Origin of the sequence: Rubrimonas cliftonensis, from assembly GCF_900107585.1 — a bacterium.
GTDB lineage: Bacteria > Pseudomonadota > Alphaproteobacteria > Rhodobacterales > Rhodobacteraceae > Rubrimonas > Rubrimonas cliftonensis.
The window spans coordinates 48617-75320 of record NZ_FNQM01000010.1 but is presented as its reverse complement, the minus strand read 5'-3'; the positions used below and the strand labels follow the sequence as shown (position 1 = coordinate 75320).

The window sequence follows — 26704 nt, the reverse complement described above, 5'->3', positions numbered from 1 at the left end:
CATGGAGGGCCCTGACGGCGCGCCTTACCGCGACGCGACCGAGGCGCTGACCGCCTCCATCGCGCCTTCGCGACGGCGCTGGAGCGGCTCGCAGACCTGCGCCTCGGCAGGCCGGTGGGCGACGGCGCGCGCGACGGGGCGCGCGGCGGGGCGCGCGGCGGGGCTCACGCCGCGATCACCGAGCCGCGCGGGGGTCTGGCGCTCGTGTTTCCGACCGGTGGCGGCGACGCGATGGCGCTGGAGGGTCGCGACATCTGCGGCGTTGCCCCCTCCGGCGACCGTTTCGCCTTCACCACGGGCGGCGGCGCGGCGCTGCGCGCGCGTCGACAATGGCGCGCTGCGCGCGACGCGGGGCAAGGACTGCGACGGGGCGTTCGACAACCACCTCGTCGCGCTCGGACGCGCCGCGCCGCCGACGCGCGACGGTCGCGCGGACGGTCGCGCGGGCGGTCGCGCGCAGGAGGCTGGGGCGGGCGGCGCGCAGGCCGGCGCGCGGCGATTTCGAGGACATTCGATCCTGGACAAATGCGCGCCGCGACAAGCCTGCGGGCCCCGCGGCGGTCGAGACCGCGCCGCTAGAGCAGGTCGCGCCCTGCGATCTCACGCGCCGTCTCGAGCGCCGCCGCCATGTCCGGCGCGGCGTCCCGGCTCAGCGCAAGCACCCGGCCGATCTCCAGCGCGCGGGCCTCGCAGGCGGCGCGGGCGGCCTCGTCGGCGATGGTCTCGAAGTCGGCGTTGTGGGCGAGGCCCAGAATTCGGCGGTGCATCTCGACCCCACAGAAGCCGAGCGCGTCGCGCCAGATCGCGGCGAGCCGCTCCAGCCGGGCCTGCTCGGCGCCGAGGCCGCAGCCCTGAGCCTCGAAGAGCCGCGCCTCGTAGAGCATCCCGGCCCGCTCCGTCCGCCAGAGCCGGGTGAACTCCCCGACGAAGGCCGACCAGATCGCCGCCGTCTCCTCCAGCAGCCAGTCCGCGTAGGCGTCCCGCGCGCCGGGGTCGGAGGCGTGGCCGGGCTGGGCGCAGAACGCCATCAGGAAGTTGGCGACCAGCATCCCGACATCGAAGCCCATCGGGCCGTAGGTCGCGAATTCGGGGTCGATCACACGGATGTCGTCGTCGGAGACCATCACCGAGCCGGTGTGCAGGTCGCCGTGCAGCAGCGTCTCCGCCTGTGTGGCGAAAGCCCATTTCATGTGCTGCGCCACGCGCTTCATCGCCATGTCGCCGCGCAGCCGCGCTGCGAGGGCGTCGAGGCCCGGCGTGTGGCGGTTCATCGGCGCGTCGCGGTAGGGGTCCGAGAAGACGAGGTTCTCGGTGATGTCGCAGAGCGCCGCGTTGCCGGCGAAGAGCGCGAGGTCAGCCTTGCGGTCGGCCGCCAGCATCGAAAGGTCCGAGCCGCGAAACAGCGTGCGGGCGCAGAACAGGCCGAGCCGCCGCCCCAGCCCCGCGATGCGACGGCCCTCGATCATTGCGCGGCGCAGGATGACGTGTCGGTCGAGGAACTCCATCACGATCAACGCCTGCTCGCGGTCGAAGTGGAACACCTCCGGCGCGGCGCCGGGGTCGCGCGCGGCCTGGCGCACCAGCGCCTCGTGCTCGAAGAAGCTGCGCGAGAGCGGCAGCGGCCAGCTCTCGCCGACCAGCCGCACATAGGGCAGCGCCTGCTTGACCACCACCGCGCCTTCCGGCCCCTCGACGATGAAGACGAGGTTGAGGTTGCCGTCGCCGACCTCGCGCGCGCGCCACGCGGCGGGCTCGCCCAGACGGGCGCGCGCCGCCGCCACCTCGCCGAGCCGGCTCGGCAGCGTCTCCAGCGTCAGCGCGGCGTAACCCTGCGTCGTCATGGACTTGTTCCCCCCGCCGCACTGGCCGGTCGCGGGGCGACCGGGCCCCCCTGCCGCATGAACGGTCGCGTTCCCTCAGCCGGATTGTCAATGGCGCGGCCCGCGGGAAGGCGCGCGGAACGATTGACCGGCGGCGCGCAAGCGCGTGTAGTCGACGCGCCGACGCCGCGCCCGCGATTATCGGACGGCCACGACCTCGCCGCCCAAGACCTCGCCGCCATGACGGCCCCGCAAACGATCCGCCCGCAGGAGCCCCGCCTTGCTCAAGATCAAGCCGCAGCAGGAGGCGACGCTCGCGCAGCAGGCCGCGGAGCGTTTCGCCGCGCGCATGAGGGCGCATCTGGCGCGCTATTTTCCGCGCCAGACCGGTCTCGCGGGGGCCGACGCCGTCGACGCGCTCATCGCGCTGGGACTTGAGCGGGGCGCGGCGCATGGCATGACCACGGTGGCCACGGCGCAGTCCTACATCGACCACATGGCGATGCACGGCGCGTTCTTCGACGAGGACCCGCTGCTCGCCCGCATCCGCGCGCCGCTCGACGACGCCGACGTCGGCGGGCCGCTGGCGCGGATGGACGCGACGCACGCCAACAGCGCCGCCTTCCTTCCGGCCGTGAACGGGCCGGAGGGAGAGCATCTTTTCCGGGCGCTGGCGCGGCTGAGGGCGTGGACGAAGGCGCCGGACGCCTTCGCCATCGACGGCGCCGCGGGCGTGGCGGCGCTCTACGAGCGCATTCACCCCGAGCGCGTCGCCTTCTTCGGGAGGGAGACAACCGCGCAGGCGGCCTTGGCCGCCGGAGCGGCGGGAGCCGCCTGGGGCGCGGCCTCGACGCCGGCGCGGGTGCTATACGCCCTGCTGGCGCTCGTCTCCGGGTCGGGCTTCCCGCGCGATCCGCTGGCGCTCGGCGCGGCGGGCGAGGCGGGCCGGGCGCTCGCCGCCGCTCCGCCCGGAGAGGCGCGGGACGCCGCGCTGTTCGCAGTCGCCGCTGGCATCCTCGACCGCGCCCTCGAAGGCGCCCGCGCAAACGGAGGCGCCTGATCCATGTGCCCTGTCCCGCCCAGCCCCTCGCAGACCTGCGCCGAGAACAACGGCGACGCCGGCGTGGACAGCCCGACCCAGACCTGCCCGCTCGCTGACGCCGCGATCGTGGAGATCAAGTGGGTCGACGGCGGCGCGACCGGATCCGAGGCGCTGGTCGACAGCGCGACGCAGTGGGTCAACCTGCCGCGGGACGCGAAATGGGTTGACGCGCCGGACATTCCCAACATCGACCGGCTGGGCCGACGCCCGCGCCTGAAGGTGAAGTTCGACAAGCCCGGCGCCCATGCGTTCAAGGTGAAGCTGCTGGCGCCGACGGGCACGCCCGCCTACACCGCGACCGAGACGGGCCGCAACGCCAAGTTCACCTATACCGCCGACCAGAAGAGCTTCACGACCGACGCGAACGGCGAGAAGATCTTCGACGGCTTCGATCTCGTGGTCGGCGGCGGCTACGCCTTCAAGGCGGAGGCCGAGGACGACAAGGGCAAGAAGGTGCGCACGGGCGACCTGACGACCAAGCGCCTCGTCTGGTTCACCGAGGCGAAGATGAGCGGGCTGGCCGGCGTGCTGGGCTCGACCGCCGACGTCGAGAGCGAGTACGACAGCCACCACCTGAAGCTCAAGAAGCTCGCCGACCTCGCCGTGGCGCATCAGGAGAACATCGGCGACACGACCGACAGCAACACGCTCAAGGCCAACGCCGACGCCGCCGTGTCGGCCTCGGCTGCGCACAACGCGAAGAAGCCGCACCTGCTGGTCAACGCCTACACCGACCATCTGGCGGTCAAGAACGCCGGCGTCGTCCTGCGCAGCGCGGCCGGAACGCAGGTCGGCCCCGGCAAGCCGGCGGTGCGGCTGGCGGTGCGCGCGGCGGGGCTGCGCCCGCCCAACACGGTCGCGACGCGATATCTGTGGCACGACATCGTCACCGGCGAGGGCTGGTTCGTCAGCGCCAGCTATGCGGGCGGCGCCGCGACTGTCGCGATCCCGCAGGCGAAGGTGACCCACGCCGGAACCGGCGACTACTGGAACGAGGTGGTGGTGGACGTCACCGGTCTGCCGGCCGGCGCCGGGCAGATCACCGTCACTGTGAACGTGGTGGACCGGATGCGCGGCGGGCTGGCATTCGGCGGCGCCATGACCTGCGTCTGCACGAAGGCGTGGTGGGCGACCCAGAGCGCGGCGAAGCAGAAATGCGTGGTCGTCCACGAGATCGGCCACAAGGTCCAGCAGGTGACAAAGGGAACCGGCGGCCAGCCCGACCGCGCCGCCAAGCAGTACGACAACAGCGGCCATGTGGGCAGCCATTGCCACCAGGGCTGCGCGGCGGGGCAGGCGAGCTACGCCACCTCCGCCAACCTTACGGCCTCGACCTGCGTCATGTTCGGCACCGTGAACCAGCGCACCGCGTTCTGCGCCGACTGCGCGCCGGGCGTGAAGAAGGTCGACATCACCGCCGGATGGTGACGCGGCGGCGCGTCGCCCGGCTTCAGCGAGAGGAGCGAGGCCATGGATTTCGACCCGGCGATCTTTCAGGACGCGCCCCTCGGCGCGGCGGCGGCCTCGCCCTGCTCGCCGGCGCTGCCGGACGCCTTCGAGGGCGTGCTGATCGCCGCGCCCGAGCGCGTCTCGGTGGGCCTCTCGGAAACCCCGGTCGTGCCGGTCTGCGGGGCGTTCCAGCTGCGCGCCTCGGACGCCAGCGACGCGCCGCTGACGCTCCATGTCAGCCGCGACGGGGGGCCTGCGGTGCGGGGCCTCGCGGTCGTCGAGGGCGAGCTCGACGAGCCGGAGATCCCGCCGCCGCCGGGAGCCCCGGAACCCTCGCCGGAGGCGCTGGCGAACACCATCATCTCGGGATACTTCCACATCGACGCGCAGGCGGCGACGGGCGCGTTCATTGCGCCGGGAACCTACGAGATCGCGGCCGACTTCGCGGGCGTGCGGTCAGGGCCGGTGACGGTGGTCGTCGCCCGCAGGCCGGCCAGACCGTAAGAACGCGCCCCGCCCAGAGAACGCGCCGGGCTCGACCGAGCCGCCGGCGTCGGACGGAAGGGCGCCCGGTGCGGCCCGAATTCGGCTTGAGCGCGGCCGCGGCGGGCCCCATGCTCACCGGATAGGGCCGGGCGGCGCGCATCGCGTCTCCACCCCGCCGCGTCGCAGCATTTCCGATGGGAGCACCGCCATGTCCGCAGACCAGCTCGCGCGCGCCGACGCCGCCCTGATCCGCTACGGCGGCGCCTTCTCGCGCTTCGTCGCGGCGCGGGCGGAGGGGAGTTTCGTCTTCGACGCCGCGGGGCGGCGCGTGCTCGACTTCACCTCCGGCCAGATGAGCGCGATCCTCGGCCACGCCCATCCCGCGATCGTGGAGACGGTGCGCCGGCAGATCGGCGAGCTCGACCACCTGTTCTCGGGCATGCTGTCTGAGCCGGTGATCGCGCTGTCGGAGGCGCTGATCGGGCTGACGCCGCCGGGGCTCGACCGCGTGCTGCTGCTCAGCACCGGGGCGGAGTCCAACGAGGCGGCGCTGAAGATGGCGCGGCTCGTCACCGGCGGCCACGAGGTCGTGGGCTTCGCCCAGTCCTGGCACGGGATGACCGGCGGCGCCGCGGCGGCGACCTATTCCGCTGGGCGCAAGGGCTACGGACCGCTCGGCGTCGGCGGCATGGCGATCATGGCGCCGAACCTCTACCGCCCGAGCTTCGGGCCGGCGGCGGGCTACGACTGGCGGGCTGAGCTCGACTACGGCTTCGAGCTGGTCGACCGGCAGTCGACCGGGGCGCTGGCGGCCTTCATCGCCGAGCCGATCCTCTCATCGGGCGGCATCCTCGACCTGCCGCCGGGCTATCTCGCGGCGCTGAAGGCGCATTGCGACCGGCGCGGCATGATGCTGGTGCTGGACGAGGCGCAGACCGGCATGGGACGGACCGGACGCATGTTCGCCTTCGAGCGCGACGGCGTGACGCCCGACATCCTGACGCTCTCCAAGACCCTCGGCGCCGGCCTGCCGCTGTCGGCGGTGATGACGAGCGCCGAGATCGAGGCGGAGCTCCACGCCCGCGGCTTCCTGTTCTACACCACCCATGTTTCCGACCCGCTGCCCGCCGCCGTGGGCCTCGCGGTGATCGAGACGATCCTGCGCGACGGCCTCGTGGCGCGCGCGGAGGGTGCGGGGGCGCGGCTGCGTGCGGGGCTGGAGGCGCTCAGGGCGGAGTTCGACTGCGTCGGCGACGTGCGCGGGCGGGGTCTGCTGCTGGGGCTGGAGATCGTGCGCGACAAGGCCTCCAAGGCGCCGGACCCCGATCTGGGCGACCGGATCACGGCGCAGGCGCTGGAGATGGGCCTCAGCATGAACATCGTCGCGCTGCCGGGCTCGGGCGGGGTGTTCCGCATCGCGCCGCCGCTGACGGTGAGCGACGCGGAGATCGACCTCGGCCTCTCAATCCTGCGCGAAGCGATCCGCCACGGGCTGGAGCGGGGCCGCGCCGCGGCGTGAGCGCCCGCCGCTCCCTGCGACCGTGGTCGAGCAAGCGGCGGGTCCGGACCTGCGATGCGCGGGCGGCGCGACGCTGTCACGAGCCGATGATCGGCCGGACCGACCGTCCGGAACAGCGGCGCCTCAAGCGTGCCGGGAGCCGTCGTCCCCGCCGGCGACCCGACGCCTCTCCCACGCCGGCGACCCGACGCCGGGCCGCCTCCGAGGCTCGCCGTCGGTCGGCGGGCGGTCAGCGTGGACCGGGACGGTGCGCGGCTTGAGCACGGCTTGGGCGCGCGTTCAGACGCCGCCGCCGAGGGCGTGGACGTAGACGGCGAGTTCCTTGACCTGCGTCTCGCCCAGCTTGCCGAGCCAGGGCGGCATCACGCCCTGCTGCGGCCGCCAGACCTGAGCCGCGATCTGCTCGGCCGAGCCGCCATAGAGCCATACGCTGTCGGCGAGGTTCGGCGCGCCGACCTCCGGGACGCCAAGGCCCTCGTCGCCGTGGCAGGCGGCGCAGTTGTCGAGGTAGATCTCCATGCCCGCCTCGACCGCCGCCGCGTCTTGCTCGCCGCCGGAGAGGCTCACGACATACTGCGCAACCTGGGCGATCTCCTCGCGGGAGAGCAGCTCGTCGACGCCGTAGCGCGGCATCTCGGAGTAGCGGGCGTCGGGGTCGGCCTCGTTGCGGACGCCGTGGGCGATCGTGGTGTAGATGCTTTCAAGGTCGCCGCCCCAGATCCAGTCGTCGTCGTTGAGGTTGGGGTAGCCGCCGACGTTTCCGGCCGCGCCGGAGCCGTGGCACTGGGAGCAGTTCACCGCGAAGTTCGCCCGTCCCGCCGCCATGGCGAACTGGAGCAGCTCGGGGTCGTTGCGGATCGCCTCGATGTCGGTGTCGGCGATGCGCTGGCGCCAGACGGCCTGACTCTCGGCGTGCTCGGCGATCTCCTCGGCCACCTCGCCGCGGGCGGTGTAGCCGAGCCACCCCTCGGTGGCCTTGGTCACCATCGGCCACGCCGGAAAGAAGATCGTGTAGATCAGCGCGAAGGCCACGCAGGCGTAGAAGATCGACAGCCACCACTGCGGCATCGGATTGTTGAGCTCGGCGATGCCGTCGAACTCGTGACCGGTGGTCTCGACGCCGGTCGCCTCGTCGATGCGTTTCTCAGCCATGGTCAGGCGTCCTTCTCGGCGCGGTCGAGGGCGTTGCGGTCGTAGGCGTCGGGGTCTCGGAAGGGGATCTGCGCGGCGTCCTGCGCGTCGCGTCTGGCGCGCGGGCTCAGCAGCCGCAGGCAGACCCCCAGGAAGAACAGCAGCATGGCCAGAAGGCCCCAGCTGTCGGCGAAGGCGCGCATGGCGGTATAGGTTTCCATCTCGTCCTCCCTCAGCGCAGGTTCTCGGACGCCATCGGGTCGTAGGTGGAGAAGTCCACCAGCGTCCCGAGCATCTGGAGATAGGCCACCATGGCGTCCATCTCGGTGATGTCTGAGGGGTCGCCGTCCCACACCTGGGCCGTCGCCTTGTCGCCGTAGCGCGCCTGCAGGGCGTCGACGTCCGAGCGGTCGTGGTCCGGCCGCGCCTGGCTCCAGAGGTCGAGCTTGGCGTTGGCGATCATCTCCTCGGTGTAGGGGACGCCCACCGCCACGTTGGCGCGCAGATGTCCCTCGATTTGCGCATAGTCGAGCGGCGTCTCGGCGAGGAAGCTGTAGTTCGGCATGATCGACTCCGGCACCAGCGAGCGCGGCGCGATCAGGTGCTGCACATGCCAGTCGTTGGAGTACTTGCCGCCGACGCGCGCGAGGTCGGGCCCGGTGCGCTTGGAGCCCCACTGGAACGGATGGTCGTACATGCTTTCGGCCGCCAGCGAGAAGTGGCCGTAGCGCTCCACCTCGTCGCGCATCGGGCGGATCATCTGGCTGTGGCAGAGGTAGCACCCCTCCCGCACGTAGATGTCGCGGCCCTTCAGCTCCAGCGGCGTGTAGGGGCGCATCCCGTCCACCTTCTCGATGGTGTTCTGGAGGTAGAACAGCGGCGCGATCTCCACGACGCCGCCGATCGAGACGGTCACGAGGCTCAGCACCAGCAGCAGCGTGGCGTTGCGCTCGATCTTGCCGTGATGGGTCCAGATTGACATCCGCTCGCCTCCCTTATTCCGCCGCCGCGACGGCGCCGGCGCGGGGCGCGCCTTCGGCGGCCTCCACGCGCAGGTCGCCCTTGATGGTCTTGTAGACGTTCCACGCCATGAGAATCCCGCCCAGCAGGTAGAGCACGCCGCCGAACACGCGGATGACGTAGAAGGGGTGCATCGCCTCGACTGTCTCCGCGAAGGAGTAGACGAGGAAGCCGAGGTCGTTGGTCTCGCGCCACATCAGGCCCTGCATGATGCCCGAGACCCACATGGCGGCGGCATAGAGCACGATGCCCGCGGTCGCCAGCCAGAAGTGCCAGTTCACCATGGCCACCGAGTAGAGCCGTTCGCGGCCCCACAGCCTCGGCGTGAGGTAGTAGATCGCGCCGAAAGTGATCATCCCCACCCAGCCCAGCGCGCCGGAATGGACGTGGCCGATGGTCCAGTCGGTGTAGTGTGACAGCGAGTTGACGGCGCGGATCGACATCAGCGGCCCCTCGAAGGTGCTCATGCCGTAGAACGCGATGGCGGCGACCATCATGCGGATGATCGGGTCGGTGCGCAGCTTGTCCCACGCGCCCGACAGCGTCATCAGGCCGTTGATCATGCCGCCCCAGGACGGCATCCACAGCATGATCGAGAACACCATGCCCAGCGTCTGCGCCCAGTTCGGCAGCGCGGTGTAGTGCAGGTGGTGCGGACCCGCCCAGATGTAGAGGAAGATCAGCGACCAGAAGTGCACGATCGAAAGCCGGTAGCTGAACACCGGGCGCTCGGCCTGTTTCGGCACGAAGTAGTACATCATGCCGAGGAACCCGGCGGTCAGGAAGAAGCCCACCGCGTTGTGGCCGTACCACCACTGCGTCAGCGCGTCCTGCACGCCGGAGAAGGCGGAGTAGGACTTCGAGCCGAGGAACGAGACCGGCACCGCGAGGTTGTTCACCACATGCAGCATCGCGATGGTCACGATGAAGGCGAGGTAGAACCAGTTCGCGACGTAGATGTGCGGCTCCTTGCGCTTGAAGATCGTGCCGAGAAACAGCGCGAGATAGGCGACCCATACGATGGTGAGCCACAGGTCGATGTACCATTCCGGCTCGGCGTATTCGCGGCTCTGGGAGCCGCCGAGCAGGTAGGAGGTCGCCGCGAGCACGATGAAGAGCTGATAGCCGAGCATCACGAACCAGCCCAGCTGGCGCGACCACAGCGCCGCGCCGGTCGTGCGCTGCACGACGTAGAGCGAGGTGGCGATGAGCGCCGTGCCGCCGAAGGCGAAGATCACCGCGGAGGTGTGCGCCGGGCGCAGCCGGCCGAAGGTGAACCAGGGCTCGAAGTTCAGGTCGGGCCAGGCGAGCTGCGACGCCACCAGAACGCCGAGCAGGAAGCCCGCCACGCCCCAGAACGTCGTCATGATAACCCCGAAGCGGATCACGCCGGTCTCGTACTTCTCCTCGGACGCGAAGCCGGGGCCGGCGCCGAGGGGCGCGAGCTCCCGCACCCTGAAGCTGCGGAAGAACAGCAGAGCGCTGATCGCGCAGAAGATCATCATGTGCACGGAATAGACCTGGTCGTGTCCTCGCGCCGCGGCGAACGCCGTCGCCACCATCGCAAGGCCGAAGAACGCCAGCCGCGCCGCCTGCATCGCTCCCATTGCGGGTCCCCGTCTCAAACTCGTTCCAACCCGGAGATGCCGGGCGTGCTTGCGGGGTAGGGTAGCGCGCATCCGCCCGCCTTGAGCCATGTCAAAGCGCGCCGTGGCGTCGCAGGGCATCCTATCGCCTGTGACGATGGACAATTCCGGGGTGCGACCTGTTGCGCGCCCCGTGCTTGCCCCAGCGGCGGGAGAGCGCGATGGACGACCGGGGACACGAGCTTGAGCGCGGGACGGCGGCGGCCTGGCGCGGCAGTCGTTCGGCGATGCGCGGCGGCGCCTGGAGCGAGGCGGCGATCCGGGCCGATCCGCTCGGCTTCGTCGCGCTGCGCGAGCGCAGTCTGCGCGGGCTCGCCGACATGCTCGAGCGCATAGCCGACGGGCTGCCGCATCTGGCCTGCCCCTCGGCGACGGCGCTCGCTGCGACGCGCCTGCGCATGATCGCCCGGCAGGGCGCGTCGCGCTGGCCGCTGGCGGCGCCGATCGCCGCGGAGGAAGAACTCTACACCCTCGCCGGCGCGTCGCCCGGCGTTGGCGACATGGAGGCGCAGGCCGCGCTTCAGGTCGTGCGCTTCGCCCGGCGCGAGGGCTCGATGGTGTGCGGCATGGCCGCGGAGCTCGCCGACGCGCTCGACACATTTCTCGACGCCGGCCACGCCGCGGAGCCCGAGGCGCTGGGCTTCGGCCTGCGCGCCTGCTTCGAGGCGATCCGACGGCGGGTTGACTGGGTCGAGGACGCCATCATGCCGCTGGCGCGCCGGCGGCTCGACCCCGAGGCGGCGACGGCGATGGGCGCCAGGCTCGCCGCCGGCGTCGCCGCCGCGCCGCTCAGCACGCGCGCCGACCTCCTCGTGATAGACGGCGCTCGCGTCCGCGCCTGAAGGGAGCGGCGTCCGGATCGCGGCGTCCGCATCGGGGCGGCTAGACGATGCGGGCGATCCGGCCGCCGGTGACGCGCAGCAGGGTCTCCACCGCGATCTCCACCACGCAGTCGGGCGCCCCGGCGGCGGCCCAGACGGTGTCGAGCCGCGCGATGTCCGCGTCGACGATCATGCCGGCGCGCATCGCCTCGGGCAGGCCGAAGGGCGAGACGCCGCCGATGGAGAAGCCTGTCGCCGCCTTGACGAAATCCGCGTCGGCGCGCGTCAGCGCGACGCCGAGCAGGCGACCGAGCCGCTTCTCGTGGACGCGGTTGGCCCCCGAGGCCAGCACCATGCGCGCCGGCCCGTCGGGCCCGTCGCGGAACACCAGGCTCTTGACGATCCGGCCGACGTCGCAGCCGCAGGCCGCGGCCGCCTGCTCGGCGGTGTGGGCGCTGGCCGGCGTCCGCACGATGCGCGCCGGCGCGCCCGCCGCCTCCAGCGCCGCCGCGACCTTCAGCGCGCCCGGCGGCGGCGCGGCGGCGAGCGCCGCGTCAGGCCTAGGCGCAGGCGCGACCGGATCGCCCGTCGCCCCGCTCAAGGCGCCGCCGCCATCAGCGCCTCGATCACCGCGCGCGCCTCCGGCCCGTCCCATTCCGCGTCGCCCAGCAGGCGCGCGACCTCGCGGCCCTGACGGTCGAGCAGCAGCGTCGTCGGCATTCCCACCACGGCGGCTTCGCGCGACAGCGCCTGGCGCGCGTCGTGATACAGGCGCAGGTGGTCGATGTCGTTCTCCGCCAACCAGTTCCGCGGCTTGTCGATGTCGCCGCGGTCGGCGGAGATCGCCACCACGGCGAAGTCGTCGCCCTCCAGCGCGCCGGCGAGCCTGTCGAGCGCGGGCATCTCCTTCAGGCAGGGCGGGCACCACGTCGCCCAGAAGTTCACCAGCACGACCTTGCCGGCGAAGTCGCCGAACCGGACCTCGGCGCCGTCGCCGTCCACGAAGGGCGTCTCGAAACGGGGCTTCGGCGCGTCGCCGACGTTCAGCTTGGTCATTTCGCCCGCGCGCGCCGCCTCCAGCGCGCCGCGCTCCGCCTCGCTCAGCGCCTGCGCGGCCCCCGCGAGCGCGAGCGAGAGCAGGGCGACGGGGGTGGTCAGCGCCAGGGCGGCGGTGTAGAGGCGACGGGCTGCGCGCAGCATGGGGCGTCTCCGGTCAGGGGCTCGACGAGATGACGAACGCATACCCCGATGGCCGGCCCGGCGAAACCGCCGACGCGGGGCCGACGGATCAAAGCAACGTCATGTGGGGCGGGCGCTTCGCGCAGTCCCCCGCGCAGGTGATGACCGCGATCAACGCCTCGATCGGCTTCGACCGCCGCCTCGCGGCGCAGGACATCGCGGGCAGCCGCGCCCACGCCGCGATGCTCGCCGCGCAGGGGATCATCTCGGCGCAGGACCGCGCCGCCATCGACGCGGGCCTCGCGCAGATCCTCGCGGAGATCGCCCGCGGCGACTTCGCCTTCTCCGAGGCGCTGGAGGACATCCACATGAACGTGGAGGCCCGCCTGCGCGAGATCATCGGCGCGGCGGCGGGGCGGCTGCACACCGCGCGCTCGCGCAACGACCAGGTGGCGCTCGACTTCCGGCTCTGGGTGCGGGACGCCTGCGACGGGGCGCAGGCGGCGCTCACGCGGCTGATCGCGGCGCTGCTCGACCAGGCGGAGGCGGGGGCCGACCTGCCGATGCCCGGCTTCACCCACCTTCAGGTGGCGCAGCCGGTGACGTGGGGCCACCACATGATGGCCTATGTCGAGATGTTCGGGCGCGACCGCGCCCGCTTCCGCGACGCGCGCGCCCGCATGAACGAATGCCCGCTGGGCGCGGCGGCGCTCGCCGGCACGTCCTTTCCCATCGACCGCGCGGCGACCGCTTCGGCGCTCGGTTTCGACCGGCCCTGCGCCAACTCGATGGACGCGGTCGCCGACCGCGACTTCGCGCTGGAGTTCCTCGCCTGCGCGACGACCTGCGCCATGCACCTGTCGCGGCTGGCGGAGGAGATCGTGATCTGGTCGAGCGCGCAGTTCGGCTTCGCGAAGCTCTCCGACGCGTTCTCCACCGGCTCCTCGATCATGCCGCAGAAGCGCAACCCCGACGCCGCCGAACTGGTGCGCGCCAAGGTCGGGCGCATCTTCGGCGCGCAGGCGGCGCTGACGATGGTGATGAAGGGCCTGCCGCTGACCTATTCCAAGGACATGCAGGAGGACAAGGAGCCGGTGTTCGACGCCGCCGACAGCCTCGGCCTCGCGCTCTCCGCGATGGAGGGCATGGCGCGCGACATGAAGCCGGTCGCCGGGAAGCTCCGCGCCGCGGCGGCGACCGGCTTCTCAACCGCGACCGACCTCGCCGACTGGCTGGTGCGCGAGCTGGGGATGCCGTTCCGCGACGCCCACCATGTCACCGGCGCGCTGGTGAAGCGCGCCGAGGCGCTCGGATGCGACCTGCCCGAGCTGCCGCTTGGCGAGATGCAGGCCGTCGAGCCGCGGATCTCGGAGGCGGTGTTCGAGGTGCTCGGCGTGGAGAACTCGGTCGCTAGCCGCGTGAGCCTCGGTGGAACCGCCCCGGCGCAGGTGCGCGCGCAGATCGCCCGGTGGCGGGAGGAGGAGCGATGAGACCCTGGATCGCGTTGCTGGCGCTGGCCGCCGCTGGCTGCGGCGTGAAGGGAGACCCCCTCTCGCCCGGCGGCCGGCCGGACGTCAGCGTGGAGCCTCCGGCCGCCGTCAGGAGCGGCCTGCCCGGCTACGACGAGCTCAACACCGACGCGCCGCGCGGCGAGCTGCCGTCGAGCGAAGGGCCCTGACGTCGCGCCATGGTCCGCGCCGCATCATGCACCGCATCACGCGCCAAGGTCCGCCCCGTGGTCCGGGCCGTGCGCGGCGCTACCTGCGCGTTCCTGCCTGATCGGAGACGCTCATGACGCCGCTACGCATGCTCTGGCTCGCCATGGCCATACTCGGCGCGATCATCCCCTGGATCTACTTCTGGTCCTGGCTGGTCGCCAACGACTGGAACCTCGGGCTGATGCTCGACGTCTGGAACGAGACCGACGCCGGCACCGGGCTGGTCTACGACCTCACCTGGGCCTGGCTGGTGATCGTGATCTGGGTGCTGGTCGAGAGCGTTCCGCGGCGCGACTGGCTCAGCCTGGTCTGCATCCCCGCGGGCTTCATGATCGGGGTGAGCTGCGCGCTGCCGCTCTACCTGTTCCTGCGGTCGCGCCCCGGCCACGCGCGGTAGAAGCGGCGGATCATGGATCATTTCGACTACCGCGACGGCGCCCTTCACGCCGAGGACGTGCCGCTGGCGGAAATCGCTGCGGCGGTCGGCACGCCCTGCTACGTCTATTCCTGCGCCACGCTGGAGCGGCACTTCCGGGTGATGGACGAGGCGCTGGCGGGAATGCCGCATGTGGTCTGCTTCGCGGTCAAGGCGCTGTCGAACGTCGCCGTGCTGCGGTTTCTCGCGCGGCTCGGCGCGGGGATGGACGTCGTCTCCGAGGGTGAGCTGCGCCGGGCGCTGGCGGCCGGCGTGCCGGGCGCGAAGATCGTCTTCGCCGGCGTCGGCAAGACCGGCGCCGAGATGGCCGCGGCGCTTCAGGCCGGCGTCGGCCAGTTCAACGTCGAGAGCGAGCCGGAGCTTGAGCGGCTCTCCGAAGTCGCGGTCTCGATGGGGGCGCAGGCGCCGGTGGCGGTGCGGGTGAACCCCGACGTCGACGCGAAGACACATGCCAAGATCTCCACCGGCAAGGCGGAGGACAAGTTCGGCGTGCCGATCTCCCGCGCGCCGGAGGTCTATGCGCGCGCGGCGGCGCTGCCGGGGATCAGGGTCGTCGGCGTCGACGTCCACATCGGCTCGCAGCTCACCGCCCTTGAGCCGTTCGAACAGGCGTTCTCCCGCGTGGCGGCGCTGGTGGGGGCGCTCCGCGAGGCCGGCCACGACATCGCGCGGATCGACGTCGGCGGCGGGCTCGGCGTGCCCTATGTCCGCAGCAACGAGGCGCCGCCGCTGCCCTTCGACTACGGCGCGGTGGTGCGGCGGACGGTGGGCGGCCTCGGCGCGGAGATCGTCGTGGAGCCGGGGCGGCTGATCGCCGCCAACGCCGGCGTGCTGCTGGCCTCGGTGATCTATCGCAAGCGCGGCGAGGCGCGGGATTTCCTGATCCTCGACGCCGCGATGAACGACCTGATCCGCCCGGCGATGTACGACGCGCACCATGACATCGTCGCCGTCAGGGAGCCGGAGGCGGGCGCGGCGATCCTGCCTGCCGACATCGTCGGCCCCGTCTGCGAATCGGGCGACGCCTTCGCGAAGGCGCGGCCGATGCCGCCCCTGGCGGCCGGGGAGCTGGTCGCGATCCGTTCGGCGGGCGCCTACGGCGCGGTCATGTCGAGCGAATACAACACGCGCCCGCTCGTTCCGGAGGTGCTCGTATCAAAAGACCGTTTTGACGTCGTGCGTCGGCGGCCCACCTATGCTGAGATGATCGAGCGCGAGCGCATTCCCGACTGGCTGGGCTGACCGGCCGACCGGCGCCCGCGCGATCGGCCCGCAGGCGGGCCTGAGAGGATGCGGGAGCGGGCATGGCCGACCTCACCAACGCCGGGACGCCCGGAGACGACAGCCTCGACGCGGCGCGGGCCTCCGTCAGGCGCCAGGCGCGGCGGGCGCTGAGGGCGCTTTGGATCGAGCGCGCGGCGCAGGCGCTCTGGCCGATCTGGGCGCTCGCGGCGGCGTTTCTGGGGCTCGCGCTGATCGGCGCGCCGCAGGCGCTGCCCTTCGCCGGGCATGTCCTGTTCCTCGCCGCCTTCGCCGCCGCGCTGGTCTGGCTGCTGCGGCGCGCCTGGCTCGGATGGCTGACGCCGACGACGGCCGAGGCGCTGGCCCGGCTCGACGGCGGGGCGCGGGATCGTCCGGTGGCGGCGGTGGACGACGCGCTGGCCAGCGCGGGGACCGACCCGGCGACGCGGGCCGTCTGGGCCGCGCACCAGCGGCGGATGGCGGAGCGTGCGCTGGCGGTGCGCGCGGCGCCGGCTGACGTGCGGGTGTCGAAGTCCGACCGGTTCGCGCTGCGCCATGCGGCGGCCGTGGCGCTCGCCGCCGGGATCATCGCGCAGCTCGGCGACGGCGGCGCGCGGCTCGCCGAGGCGCTGACGCCCGTGGGCGGCGCCTCGGCCGCGGCGCTGGCGCAGCCCGACGCCTCGATGGAGGCCTGGGCGACGCCGCCGACGCATACCGGCGTCGCGCCGATCTATCTGACGGACCGCGCCGGCGAGGAGACGCCGATCCAGCTGCCGGCGGGCTCCGAAATCGTCATGCGGGTGTTCGACGCGGGCGGCCGCCCCGCGCTGGAGAACGGGATCGGCCCGGTCTCGCCGGTCGCGCCGGAGGGCGAGGACGCCGCCGCCGCGCCGCAGGACTTCGCCGACATCGGCGGCGGGGTCTGGTCGGCCACGGTGACGCTGGAGCGCTCGGGCGCGCTGTCGGTGACGGCGCCGGGCGCCGATTTCGGCGGCTGGCGCTTCGCCGCAGTCGCCGACGCCCCGCCGACCATCGCCTTCACCGAGCAGCCTTCCGGCACCCGCAACGGGACGCTCGCCTTCGCCTTCGAGAGCGCCGACGACTACGGCGTGTCGAGGGCGACGGCGACGGTCACGCTCGACGTCTCCGCCGCCGGGCCGCGCGGCGTGCCGGCGGACACGGTGTTCGAGCCGATCGAGTTCGGCCTGCCGCTGCCCCTGCGGGGCGCGGCGGAGACCGTCGCCGAAGCGGTCGACGAGGACATGACGGGGCATCCGTGGGCGAGGCTGCCCGTGATCGTCACGCTGACCGCCGAGGACGGCGCCGGCCAGACGGCCACCGCCGTGGCGCGCGCGACGCTGCCGGGACGGCGCTTCCTCGAACCGCTCGCCAAGTCGATCATCGAGCAGCGCCGGGAGCTGGCGTGGAGCCGCGGGACGGCCGAGCGCGTCGGCGCCGTGCTCGACGCGGTGACCGCGCATCCCGACGACGTGTTCGACGACGCCAGCGCCTATCTCATCACGCGAACGGCGCGCAGGCGGCTGAACTATGCCGAGACGCCCGAAGCGCTGACGGCCGAGATCCCCGGCGTCGCCGAACTGCTGTGGGAGGCCGCGCTGCTCATCGAGGACGGCGACCTCTCCGACGCCGAGCGTCGCCTGCGCCAGCTTCAGGAGGAACTCGCCGACGCGCTGGAGCGCGGCGCCGACGACGAGGAGATCGCGGCGCTGATGGACGAACTGCGCCAGGCGCTTCAGGAATATCTCCAGCAGCTTGCGCAGGAGGCGCTGCGCAATCAGGCTGAGAACGGCCAGCAGCCCCAACAGCGGCAACAGGGTCAGCAGCTCAGCCAGCAGGACCTGATGGACATGCTCGACCAGCTCGAGCAGGCCATGAAGAACGGCATGCAGGACATGGCGCGCGCCATGCTGGAGCAGCTCCAGCAGATGCTGGAGAACCTCCAGATGGCGCAGCCCGGTCAGCAGGGCCAGCAGGGCGACGGCGGCCCGATGCAGGAGCTGCAGGACATGATCGGCCAGCAGCAGGGCCTCGCCGACCGCTCCTTCGACGCGCTGCGGCAGGGGCGCGAGGGTCAGCAGGGCGAAGGCCAGCAGCAGGGCGAGGGTCAGGGTCAGGGAGAGGGCCAGGGCGAAGGCCAGATGGGCCAGAACGGTCAGGGCCGGAACGGGCAGGGCCCGAACGGACAGGGCTCGGGCCAGCAGCCCGGCGGGCAGGGCGGGCCGGACATGGGGGCCATCGCGCGCGATCAGGAGGGGCTGCGCGGGCTCCTCGATCAGCTCCGCCGCAACATGCCCGGTCAGGGCGGCGCCGGCGAGGCGCTGGAGCGCGCCGACCGCGCCATGCGCGGGGCCCGCGACGCGCTGGAGCAGGGCGACGCCGACGGCGCGCTGCAGGATCAGGTCGAGGCGCTCGACGCCCTGCGCGAGGGCGCGCAGGAACTGGCGCAGGAGATGCAGAACCAGCCCGGCCAGTCCCAGCAGGCCGGCCGCGAGGGCCAGTCGGGCGACGTGCGGGAGGAGGATCCGTTCGGCCGGCCGACCGCCACCGACGGGCCGCTCGACGGCGACAGCGTGACCGTGCCCGACGCCGAGGCGATGAAGCGCGCGCGAGAGCTTCTCGACGAGATCCGCCGCCGCGCCGGCGACATGACGCGCTCCCGGCAGGAACTGGAGTATCTGCAGCGACTGCTTGAGCGGTTCTGACGCCGGACCACCGGCGACGGGACAAAGGCGCGCGGGAACCAGCCGCGCACGCGCGCGTTTCCCTCACGACCTTCTTCGCCCGCGAAACTCGAGCGGCGACGAGGGACGCTGATGCAGACAAGGGACAACTCGATGAAAATCCTGATGGTGCTGACCTCGCACGACAAGCTGGGCGAGACGGGCGAGAAGACCGGTTTCTGGCTGGAGGAGTTCGCGGCCCCCTACTATGTGTTCAAGGACGCCGGCGCGGAGGTGACGCTGGCCTCCCCGGCGGGCGGCCAGCCGCCGCTCGACCCCAAGAGCGACGCCGAGGACGCGCAGACCGAGCACACCAGACGTTTTCGGGATGACGCCGACGCGCAGCGGGCCCTCGCCTCCACCGAAAGACTGGCGGGCGTGGATGCGACGACGTTCGACGCGGTGTTCTATCCGGGCGGGCATGGGCCGTTGTGGGATCTCGCCGCGTCGCCGGACTCCATCGCGCTGATCGAGGCCTTCCTGGCGGCCGACAAGCCGATGGGGTTCGTCTGCCATGCGCCGGGCGTTCTTCGGAACGTCAGGGCTGCGGACGGCGCGCCGTTCGTGCGCGGCCGCCGCGTGTCCGGCTTCACCAACGAGGAGGAGGCCGGCGTCGGCCTCACGGACGTCGTTCCGTTCCTCATCGAGGACGTGTTCATCGAACAGGGCGCGCGCTACGAGAAGGGCCCGGCGTGGAGCGAGTTCGTGGTCGAGGACGGCAGGCTCGTCACCGGGCAGAACCCGGCAAGCTCGGAGGCCGCCGCCCGCGCGCTGCTGCGCAAGATCGACGCGTCGGCTCTCGCCGCCTGAGCGGCCGCCGGTCTCGACCGGTCGCGACAAGGGGGGCGCTTCTCACGTCCCCTCCTCTCGCCATGCGCACTGGCGCGCATCTGGGCGCGGGGGCTCAGCCCATGCGGCGGTCGATCCAGCGCGCCATCGCGGCGACATAGGTCTCGAACTCCGCCGCCACCGCCGGGTGCGCCGCGAGCATCCGCTGGTAGAGCCGCAGCCGGTCTGGCCACGCGACTGCGAAGCCGCTGGCGCCCGCGATCGCGTCGATCCACGCGAAGCACGGCGCATAGCCGCAATCGGCCAGCGACAGGGCCGCGCCGCAGAGCAGCGGCGCGGGCTCGGCGAGCGCGTCGAGTTCGGCCAGCCGCCGGCCGATCAGCGCCGCCGGTTCTGCGAAATCCGCGGCGCCCGCGCGCCCCACCAGCGGAAAGGTCAGGCGCAGCGCCGGTTCGAGCCGCGTGTCGTGGAACGCCGCGAGCATCCGCGCCCGCGCCCGGCCCTGCGCGTCGCCCGGCATCAGCGGCGGGAAGGGCCGCGTCTCCTCAAGATATTCGAGGATGGCCGCGCTTTCGGTCAGGACGAAGCCGCCGTCGTCGAGCGCCGGCAGCGTGCCTTCCGGCGCGATGGCGCGGAACGCCGCCGAGCCGGAGCCGCCCGGCGGGGCGGCCTGTCGCCAGTCGCGTCCCTCGACGAGCCCCTTGGCGCGCAGGGCTATGCGCGCCTTGGATGAATAGAGGCTCTCGGGGGAGGCGTAGAGGACAAGGGACAAGGCGCGGCTCAGTCGGCCAGACGCCACTTCGCCGCAAGGTCGTCGAAGAAGCCGCGCTCCTTCTGCAGCCCGATCCAGGTGTTGACGTAGTTGATCCACGGCTGGTCGTCGCGCGGCAGCAGCATGGCGATGGGCGTCGGCGCCTTCGGGGCGGCGACCGGCACGATCATCAGCTGCTCGTACTGGTCGACGAGCTTGAGCGCCTCGACGTTGGAGGTGATGTGCGCGTCGGCGCGGCCCGAGAGCACTTCCTGGAAGTCCCGCGCCGGGGCCTCGACGATGCGGTGCTCCGCGTCGGGGAAGAACTCCTTCACCTGCGCCTCCTGAGTCGTGCCGAGGGTGGCGGCGACCGAGACGCCCGGCTGGTTCAGGTCGGGCCAGTCCCTGAAGCGGTCCGCGTTGGTCCTGAGCGTCAGCGGCACGGTGGCGAGGGAGAAGTAGCTCTCCGAGAAGCCGGCGACCTTGGCGCGCGCGGGCGAGACCGAGGCGCTGCCGGTCATGTGGTACTTGCCGGAGACGACGCCGTTGATGAGCGTCTTCCAGTCGGTGGGCACGAACTCGACCTTCACGCCGAGATCGGCCGCCAGCGCCTCCATCACGTCGATGTCGTAGCCCCGGTAGCTGTTGGTGGCGGGGTCGCGCATGGTCATGGGGTTCCAGTCGCCGGTGGTGCCGACCTTCAGCACGCCGGAGCTGAGCACCTCGTCGAGCGCCGACTGGGCGAGCGCGGGGACCGCGGCGAGAAGGGGCAGGGCGACGAGCGCGGCGAGGATTCTGTTCATGCGTGACATCCTTCTCGGGGTCGTGAGGCCAATGGCGGTTGCACAGGACCGCAATCTGGCGTCAAACGCCAGTCCGGAAAGGCCGGAGGCGTAAAGGTTTGACCGAGACGGTGATCAGCCTGCGCGGCGTCGCCAAGACGTTCGGCGCGTTCCGGGCGCTCGACGGCGTTGATCTCGACGTCGCCCGCGGCGAGAAGCTCGTGGTGTGCGGACCCTCCGGGTCCGGCAAGTCGACGCTGATCCGCTGCGTCAACGGGCTGGAGCGCCACGACGAGGGCGAGATCGAGGTCGAGGGCCGGCGGCTGGAGCCGGGCACGCTCGACGCGGTGCGCGCCGAGGTCGGGATGGTGTTCCAGCAGTTCAACCTGTTTCCCCACCTCACGGTGCTGCGCAACCTCACGCTGGGGCCGATGCGGGTGCGCCGGCTGAGCCGCGCAGACGCCGAGGCGCGTGCGCGGGCCATGCTGGAGAAGGTGCGCATTCCCGAGCAGGCGGCGAAGTATCCCGGCCAGCTCTCCGGCGGGCAGCAGCAGCGGGTGGCGATCGCGCGGGCGCTGTGCATGCAGCCGCGGGTGATGCTGTTCGACGAGCCTACCTCGGCGCTCGACCCGGAGATGATCAAGGAGGTGCTGGACGTCATGACCGATCTCGCCGCCGAAGGCATGACCATGATCGTCGTCACCCACGAGATGGGCTTCGCGCGCCGCGTCGCCGACCGCGTGGCGTTCATGGACGCCGGGCGGATCGTCGAAATGGCGCCGCCGGCCGAGTTCTTCGCCGCGCCGCGCACGGAACGCTGCCGGGCGTTCCTCGCCAACATTCTCGGCCACTGATGCAGCGCGCGGCGCTCATCCTCGCCCTGACGGCGCTCGCCGGATGCGGCGGCGGCGCGGTCTGGGGCTGGCACGTCGTCTCGCCGATGACGGAGCAGGGCGTGCGCAACCTCGAGTTCCTGATCGGCGGCCTGTGGAACACGGTCGCGCTGAGCCTTACGGCGATGGCGCTGTCGACGGCGCTGGGCCTGCTCGTCGCGCTGCCGGCCTTCTCGGAGCGCCGCGCGCTCAGGGCGGTGAACCGCGTCTATGTCGAGACGGTGCGCTCGGTGCCGATCCTCGTCATGATCCTGTGGGTCTATTACGGGCTGCCGGTCGTGGCGGGCGTGGCGATCAACGTGTTCTGGGCCGGCGTGCTGGCGCTGGCGCTGTCGGACAGCGCCTTTCAGGCGGAGATCTTCCGCGCCGGCGTGCAGGCGGTGCCGAAGGGCCAGTCCGAGGCTGCGCAGGCGATCGCGCTGGGGCGCGTCGACCGCTTCCGCTACGTCGTGCTGCCGCAGGCGCTGCGGCGCATCCTGCCGGCGCTCGGCAACCAGTTCGTCTATGTGCTCAAGATGAGCTCGCTGGTCTCGGTGATCGGGATGCAGGAGCTGACCCGCCGCGCCAATGAACTGGTGGTGACGGAGTATCGCCCGCTGGAGATCTACACCATCCTCGTGCTGGAGTATCTGGCGCTGGTGCTGCTCGTCTCCTGGGGCGTGCGGCGGCTGGAGCGCGCCATGGCGGCGGGCCAGTAGCGGCCGCGCGCCAGTAGAAGCCGTGCGAAGGGGACGGGCATGCAGGTTTTCTTCGCGCCGGAGACCGACGCCCACGCGCCGGAGGCGTTTCTCGCCCGCGGGCGGCTGGTTCCGAACGAGGAGCGTGCGGAGCGCGCGGCGCTGCTGCTGCGCGCAGTGGAGGGCTGCGGCCTGCACCCGGTCTCCCCGCCCCGGCATGGCGCCGGGCCCTGTCTCGCGGTCCACACGCCGGCCTATCTCGGCTTTCTCAGCGAGGCGTGGGAGGCCTGGCGCGCGTTGCCCGGCGCCGGGCCGGAGGTGATCCCCAACGTGCATCCGCACCGCGGCTGGGGGAGCTACCCGGAGCATGTCGTCGGGCGGGCGGGCTGGCACATGGCCGACACGGCGGCGCCCATCGGGCCCGGCACCGCGACGGCGGCCCTGCGCGCGGCGGATTGCGCGGTCGCCGCGGCGGACGCGGTGCTGGCGGGGGCCGCGCGGGCCTATGCGCTCTGTCGTCCGCCGGGCCACCACGCCTACGCCGACATGGCCGGCGGGCACTGCTTTCTCAACAACGCCGCCATCGCCGCGGCGCGACTGCGCACCCGCCATGACCGCGTGGCGGTGTTCGACATCGACGTGCATCACGGCAACGGCACGCAGGGCATCTTCCACGCGCGCGGCGACGTCCTGACCGTCTCGGTCCATGCCGACCCGGCGCGCTTCTACCCGTTCTTCTGCGGCTATGCCCATGAGCGCGGCGAGGGCGCGGGATTCGGGGCCAACCTCAACCTGCCCCTGCCGCTCGGCTCGGGCGACGGGGCGTGGCTGGCGGCGCTGGCGCAGGGGATGGCGGCGGTGGAGGCGTTCGAGCCGGGCGCCGTCGTCGTCGCGCTGGGGCTCGACGCCCACGCCTCGGACCCGCTCGCCGGGCTTGCGGTCTCGACGGAGGGTTTCCGCGCGGCCGGCCGGCTGATCGGCGCCTGCCCGCTGCCGATGGCGCTGACGCAGGAGGGCGGCTATCTCTCGCCGCATCTGAGCGACATTCTGACGGCGTTTCTCGACGGGCTGCTCTCGGCCTGAGCGGGAGGTCGGCGGCGCGTCAGAACAGCCGCGCGCCGTCGCCCGCGTCGAAGTAATGCGCCTTGTCCGGCGCGATGGAGAGCGTCACCGAGCGCGCCGCGCGGTCGAGCGCATGGCGCGGCGCGACGGCGACGAGGTCGCGGCCCTGCACGCTGACATGGAGGTGCTCGTCGGCGCCGGTCTTCTCGGTGAGCGACAGCGCGCCGTGGATGCCGCCGGCGGGGTCGAGCTTCAGGTCGGCCGGCCGCAGCCCGCAGACCACCCCGCCGCGGGGCGCGACCGGGGCGCCCGCAGGCAGCGGAAGGCGGATGCCGGCCGCGACGAAGGCCAGCCCGCCGCTCCCGCTCTCGAACGCGCCCTCGATGAAGTTCATCCCCGGCGTGCCGATGAAGTCCGCCACATAGCGGCTCATCGGCCGGTCATAGACCTCGTCCGGGGAACCGATCTGCTCGATGCGCCCGGCGTTCATGAGCACGATCTTGTCGGCCATCGTCATGGCCTCGATCTGGTCGTGGGTGACATAGACCGTGGTGGCGCCGAGCCGGTCGTGAAGCTGGCGGATCTCCACGCGCATCTGCGCGCGCAGCTTGGCGTCGAGGTTGGAGAGCGGCTCGTCGAACAGGAACACCTTGGCGTCGCGCACCATGGCGCGGCCCATCGCGACGCGCTGGCGCTGGCCGCCGGAGAGCTCGCGCGGGTAGCGGTCGAGATAGGGCGTGAGGTTCAGCATCTCCGCCGCCTCCTCGACGCGGGCGCGCACGTCCTTCTTCGGCAGCTTCTTGACCTCCAGCGAGAAGCCGATGTTCTCCCAGACCTTCATGGTCGGGTAGAGCGCGTAGTTCTGGAACACCATGGCGATGTCGCGGTCGCGCGGGTGGGTCTCGTTCATGCGCGCGCCGCCGATGCGCAGCTCGCCCTCGGTGATGGTCTCCAGCCCCGCCGTCATCCGCAGCAGCGTGGTCTTGCCGCAGCCCGACGGGCCGAGCAGCACGGCGAACTCGCCGTGCTCGATGCGCAGCGAAAGCCCGCGCATCACCTCGACAGCGCCGTACTTCTTGGCGATGTTCACATACTCGACGTCGGCCAAGGGGCGGTATCCTTCAGTATTCCTGCGCGGTGGGGGTGATCACGATCTCCTGCACCAGCGCGTTCTGGGGCAGGGAGTAGGCGTTGAGGATCAGCGCGGCCACGATGTCGGCGCCGATGCCGCCGCCCATCTTCGCCTTGTTCGCCCTGTAGGCCGCCAGCGTGTCGGGGTCGGTCACGCCGCCCAGCACCTCGGTCTCGATCACGCCCGGCGAGAGCACGACGACGCGCACGCCGTGGGGCGCGAGATAGCCGCGGATGCTCTCGCTGATCGCGTGGACGAAGAACTTGGTGCCGCAATAGACCGTGTGATCCGGATAGACCTTGCGGCCGGCGATGGAGCTCATCATCACCAGCGTGCCGCGTCTGCGGGCGATCATGCCGCCCATCACCGCATGGACCGTGTTCATCACGCCCTTGCAGTTGATGTCGATCATCGCGTCCCACTCGTCGGGGTCCTGGCGGGAGATGTCGGCGAGATGGGCGACGCCGGCGTTGGCGAACATCATGTCGACGGGGCCGAACTTCGCCTCGGCGTCGGCCACGGCCTGCGCGATGGCGGCGCGGTCGCGCACGTCGACCTGCGCGAGATGCGCGTCCGGCAGGCCGAGCGCAGCCATCCGGTCCGTCCGCCGCGCCATCAGCAGGACCGGGTGGCCGGCGGCGGAGAACGCGCGGGCGGTGGCCGCGCCGATGCCCGAGCTGGCGCCGGTCACGGCGACGAGGGGTTTGCCTGTCATTGGGGCCTTCGCGCTTCGGGTTTGTCCGGAAAGGTCGGCGGCGGGTCGCCCCGCCGCCCTGGTCGCGCCGGCGGATCAGCTCCGCACGATGCCGTCGACGGCCTTGGCGATGTCGTCCATCGCCTCCTTCGCCGAACCGTAGTCGCCCGCGAAGTACTTGCCGAGGCGCACGGGGATCGTGTCGTTCGACAGCTCCGCCCATTCCGGCAGGTCGGGCTCGGAGCCCATGTCCTTGGCGATGGTCTCTCGCACGACGTTGAGGTGGCGGGTGGTTCCGGGGCCGACGCGGTTGTTGGCGATCACGCGCGGATCGTCATAGACCGAGTTGCGCGTCGGGCCGGTGCCGCCGCCGAGCGTGGTGATGAGCACCTGCGTATCCTGGCAGGTGACCCACTGCATGAAGATCCACGCCGCGTCGGGCGCCTTGGAGTTCATCGACACCGCGAGCGAGGAGCCGCCCTGGTGGCCGACGCCGGGGATCTCGCCGAAACCGGTCTCCTCGACCGTACGGAGCGAGCGCACGGGCGCCGGGCAGCGCACCGCCTCCATCAGGCCGGAGACCTTGGTGGCGGAGGGGTCGTCGAAATAGGGGAAGAACTCGCCCCAGCTCATCATCGTGGCCGCCACGCCCTGCGCGATGGACTGGCCCTGCCCGTCCCATGTCCAGGTCGTCACGCCCGGCGGCATGGTCTTGTAGAGCTGGTCCCAGTAGGCCATCGCCTCCAGCCCGAGCTCGTCATTGCCCGAGAACTTCCGGTCGGCGTTGAAGATCGAGCCGCCATGGCCCCAGAGCCACGCCGTCCAGTCGCATTCCAGCGAGTAGTGGCCCGACTTCATCTGGCCCGTGGCGCCGTAGAGGTCGGTCTCGGCGGAGATGCGCTGCGCCTGCCGGAGGTATTCCTCGAAAGTCGTCGGCGCCGACATGCCGAGCTGCTCGTAGATGTCGCGGCGATACATCATGATGAAGATCGGGATGTCGTAGGGCACGCCGACCCAGCGATCCTCGTAGACGCAGATGCCGTCCACCAGCGCCGGCAGGAAGTCGTCGATGTTCCAGTTCGGCATCGCGAGGTCGGGCTTGGCGGCGTACTGCTCGCGCGGGTCGAAGACGTCGCGCGAGACCGAGGCCGCCCAGCTCTGGTCGATGTAGTAGAGGTCGTAGGTGCCGAGCTGGCTGGCGATGTCGAGGGTGAGCTTCTGGAGCACCTGCTCCAGCGGCAGAACCTCGATCTCGACCTTGATGCCCGAGGCTTCCTCGAAATACTGCTTGAGCTGGCTGTTGAGCGCGTTGGAGGGCGGCGTGCTCTCGGTCGCGAGTTTCAGCGTCGTGCCGGCGAAGGGCTTGGAGACCTCGCGCACCCAGGCGAGCACGTCCGGGTCGGGGCGCAGGTCCTGCGCATGGGCGACGGGCGTGAAATGGCCGCCGAACGGCCGCGTGACGCCGAGGCCGAAGGCGCCGAGGCCAAGGCCGAGCTGGCCGGCGGAGCGCAGGAAGCTCCGCCGGTCGATCTGGCGCTTCACGTAGCGGTCGGTCAGCGAGGCGAGGAACAGCTTGCGATCATGGTCTCTCATCGTTTCCTCCGGTTGGGGGCG

Annotated in this window: 26 protein-coding genes; 14 read left to right on the top strand and 12 right to left on the bottom strand. The window is 71.8% G+C overall.

Annotation, left to right across the window (positions count from 1 at the left end; genetic code table 11):
- Positions 1 to 575: 575 nt before the first annotated feature.
- Positions 576 to 1841 carry an S-methyl-5-thioribose kinase gene (gene mtnK / locus BLW43_RS14845; RefSeq protein WP_093254631.1) on the bottom strand — a complete coding sequence of 422 codons (1266 nt, stop codon included), beginning with the start codon at positions 1839 to 1841 and terminating at the stop codon, positions 576 to 578.
- 259 nt (positions 1842 to 2100) lie between these two features.
- On the opposite strand from mtnK, the gene BLW43_RS14840 reads away from it, so the two are divergent.
- From BLW43_RS14840 to BLW43_RS14825, 4 genes are all read left to right on the top strand, one after another.
- Entirely contained in the window at positions 2101 to 2880 is a 780-nt protein-coding gene (locus BLW43_RS14840) for a hypothetical protein (protein WP_093254630.1), read from the top strand.
- A gap of 3 nt (positions 2881 to 2883) precedes the next feature.
- Positions 2884 to 4350: a hypothetical protein gene (locus BLW43_RS14835; protein ID WP_093254628.1), complete on the top strand. Its 1467-nt coding sequence runs from the start codon at positions 2884 to 2886 to the stop codon at positions 4348 to 4350.
- A gap of 42 nt (positions 4351 to 4392) precedes the next feature.
- Positions 4393 to 4875: a hypothetical protein gene (locus tag BLW43_RS14830; RefSeq protein ID WP_093254627.1), complete on the top strand. Its 483-nt coding sequence runs from the start codon at positions 4393 to 4395 to the stop codon at positions 4873 to 4875.
- Positions 4876 to 5065: 190 nt separating this feature from the next.
- Positions 5066 to 6376 (top strand): aspartate aminotransferase family protein, encoded by a 1311-nt coding sequence (locus tag BLW43_RS14825; protein WP_093254625.1) that lies wholly within the window; start codon positions 5066 to 5068, stop codon positions 6374 to 6376.
- 279 nt (positions 6377 to 6655) lie between these two features.
- On the opposite strand, the gene ccoP is transcribed toward BLW43_RS14825, so the two are convergent.
- From ccoP to ccoN, 4 genes are read right to left on the bottom strand one after another with little or no spacing between them, the layout of a single operon-like run.
- Positions 6656 to 7528, bottom strand: a complete 873-nt coding sequence (ccoP, locus tag BLW43_RS14820) for a cytochrome-c oxidase, cbb3-type subunit III (protein ID WP_093254624.1) — start codon at positions 7526 to 7528, stop codon at positions 6656 to 6658.
- A 2-nt stretch (positions 7529 to 7530) separates the two neighbouring features.
- Positions 7531 to 7728, bottom strand: a complete 198-nt coding sequence (locus BLW43_RS14815; RefSeq protein WP_093254623.1) for a cbb3-type cytochrome c oxidase subunit 3 — start codon at positions 7726 to 7728, stop codon at positions 7531 to 7533.
- An 11-nt stretch (positions 7729 to 7739) separates the two neighbouring features.
- Positions 7740 to 8489 carry a cytochrome-c oxidase, cbb3-type subunit II gene (ccoO, locus tag BLW43_RS14810; protein WP_093254622.1) on the bottom strand — a complete coding sequence of 250 codons (750 nt, stop codon included), beginning with the start codon at positions 8487 to 8489 and terminating at the stop codon, positions 7740 to 7742.
- A gap of 13 nt (positions 8490 to 8502) precedes the next feature.
- Positions 8503 to 10134 (bottom strand): cytochrome-c oxidase, cbb3-type subunit I, encoded by a 1632-nt coding sequence (gene ccoN / locus BLW43_RS14805; RefSeq protein ID WP_425441185.1) that lies wholly within the window; start codon positions 10132 to 10134, stop codon positions 8503 to 8505.
- A 200-nt stretch (positions 10135 to 10334) separates the two neighbouring features.
- Between ccoN and BLW43_RS14800 the strand changes: the two genes are divergently transcribed.
- Positions 10335 to 11015 carry a hypothetical protein gene (locus tag BLW43_RS14800; RefSeq protein WP_093254620.1) on the top strand — a complete coding sequence of 227 codons (681 nt, stop codon included), beginning with the start codon at positions 10335 to 10337 and terminating at the stop codon, positions 11013 to 11015.
- A 40-nt stretch (positions 11016 to 11055) separates the two neighbouring features.
- Here the strand turns inward: BLW43_RS14800 and BLW43_RS14795 are convergent, their stop codons facing one another.
- On the bottom strand, positions 11056 to 11595 hold the full coding sequence (locus BLW43_RS14795; protein ID WP_217632194.1) for a YbaK/EbsC family protein: 540 nt from the start codon (positions 11593 to 11595) through the stop codon (positions 11056 to 11058).
- On the bottom strand, positions 11592 to 12194 hold the full coding sequence (locus tag BLW43_RS14790; protein WP_245731062.1) for a TlpA disulfide reductase family protein: 603 nt from the start codon (positions 12192 to 12194) through the stop codon (positions 11592 to 11594). The genes BLW43_RS14795 and BLW43_RS14790 overlap by 4 nt, the downstream gene beginning before the upstream one ends.
- Before the next feature lie 101 nt (positions 12195 to 12295).
- On the opposite strand from BLW43_RS14790, the gene argH reads away from it, so the two are divergent.
- The 6 genes from argH to BLW43_RS14760 all read left to right on the top strand — a co-directional run bounded on the left by argH (position 12296) and on the right by BLW43_RS14760 (position 19120).
- Positions 12296 to 13663 (top strand): argininosuccinate lyase, encoded by a 1368-nt coding sequence (gene argH / locus BLW43_RS14785; RefSeq protein ID WP_425441186.1) that lies wholly within the window; start codon positions 12296 to 12298, stop codon positions 13661 to 13663.
- Positions 13660 to 13851: a hypothetical protein gene (locus tag BLW43_RS14780; RefSeq protein WP_093254616.1), complete on the top strand. Its 192-nt coding sequence runs from the start codon at positions 13660 to 13662 to the stop codon at positions 13849 to 13851. Before argH ends, BLW43_RS14780 begins: the two co-directional genes overlap by 4 nt.
- Before the next feature lie 113 nt (positions 13852 to 13964).
- Positions 13965 to 14288, top strand: a complete 324-nt coding sequence (locus BLW43_RS14775; protein ID WP_093254615.1) for a DUF2834 domain-containing protein — start codon at positions 13965 to 13967, stop codon at positions 14286 to 14288.
- Positions 14289 to 14300: 12 nt separating this feature from the next.
- Positions 14301 to 15569, top strand: a complete 1269-nt coding sequence (gene lysA / locus BLW43_RS14770) for a diaminopimelate decarboxylase (protein WP_093254613.1) — start codon at positions 14301 to 14303, stop codon at positions 15567 to 15569.
- A 62-nt stretch (positions 15570 to 15631) separates the two neighbouring features.
- Positions 15632 to 18292, top strand: coding sequence for a TIGR02302 family protein (locus BLW43_RS14765; protein WP_093254611.1), 2661 nt, complete (start codon positions 15632 to 15634; stop codon positions 18290 to 18292).
- A gap of 132 nt (positions 18293 to 18424) precedes the next feature.
- On the top strand, positions 18425 to 19120 hold the full coding sequence (locus BLW43_RS14760; RefSeq protein WP_093254732.1) for a type 1 glutamine amidotransferase domain-containing protein: 696 nt from the start codon (positions 18425 to 18427) through the stop codon (positions 19118 to 19120).
- Positions 19121 to 19214: 94 nt separating this feature from the next.
- Here BLW43_RS14760 and BLW43_RS14755 read toward each other — a convergent pair whose 3' ends face one another.
- Together BLW43_RS14755 and BLW43_RS14750 are read right to left on the bottom strand one after the other, a co-directional pair.
- A complete protein-coding gene (locus BLW43_RS14755; protein WP_093254610.1) occupies positions 19215 to 19871 on the bottom strand; it encodes a glutathione S-transferase family protein in 657 nt (218 codons plus the stop codon).
- 8 nt (positions 19872 to 19879) lie between these two features.
- Positions 19880 to 20653, bottom strand: coding sequence for a transporter substrate-binding domain-containing protein (locus BLW43_RS14750; RefSeq protein WP_093254609.1), 774 nt, complete (start codon positions 20651 to 20653; stop codon positions 19880 to 19882).
- Between the two features lie 98 nt (positions 20654 to 20751).
- On the opposite strand from BLW43_RS14750, the gene BLW43_RS14745 reads away from it, so the two are divergent.
- Genes BLW43_RS14745 through BLW43_RS14735 form a run of 3 tightly spaced genes read left to right on the top strand, consistent with a single transcriptional unit; the run spans position 20752 to position 23285 of the window.
- Positions 20752 to 21486, top strand: a complete 735-nt coding sequence (locus BLW43_RS14745; RefSeq protein WP_093254608.1) for an amino acid ABC transporter ATP-binding protein — start codon at positions 20752 to 20754, stop codon at positions 21484 to 21486.
- Complete coding sequence (locus BLW43_RS14740; protein ID WP_093254606.1) at positions 21486 to 22223, top strand: amino acid ABC transporter permease; 738 nt, start codon at positions 21486 to 21488, stop codon at positions 22221 to 22223. The genes BLW43_RS14745 and BLW43_RS14740 overlap by 1 nt, the downstream gene beginning before the upstream one ends.
- A gap of 39 nt (positions 22224 to 22262) precedes the next feature.
- On the top strand, positions 22263 to 23285 hold the full coding sequence (locus BLW43_RS14735) for a histone deacetylase family protein (RefSeq protein WP_093254605.1): 1023 nt from the start codon (positions 22263 to 22265) through the stop codon (positions 23283 to 23285).
- Positions 23286 to 23304: 19 nt separating this feature from the next.
- Here BLW43_RS14735 and BLW43_RS14730 read toward each other — a convergent pair whose 3' ends face one another.
- The 3 genes from BLW43_RS14730 to BLW43_RS14720 all read right to left on the bottom strand — a co-directional run bounded on the left by BLW43_RS14730 (position 23305) and on the right by BLW43_RS14720 (position 26683).
- Positions 23305 to 24372: an ABC transporter ATP-binding protein gene (locus tag BLW43_RS14730; protein WP_093254604.1), complete on the bottom strand. Its 1068-nt coding sequence runs from the start codon at positions 24370 to 24372 to the stop codon at positions 23305 to 23307.
- 13 nt (positions 24373 to 24385) lie between these two features.
- The gene (locus BLW43_RS14725; RefSeq protein WP_093254603.1) at positions 24386 to 25111 is read right to left on the bottom strand and encodes an SDR family oxidoreductase; all 726 of its coding nucleotides are present in this window, start codon (positions 25109 to 25111) and stop codon (positions 24386 to 24388) included.
- A 75-nt stretch (positions 25112 to 25186) separates the two neighbouring features.
- Positions 25187 to 26683: an ABC transporter substrate-binding protein gene (locus BLW43_RS14720; RefSeq protein WP_093254602.1), complete on the bottom strand. Its 1497-nt coding sequence runs from the start codon at positions 26681 to 26683 to the stop codon at positions 25187 to 25189.
- Positions 26684 to 26704 lie beyond the last annotated feature (21 nt).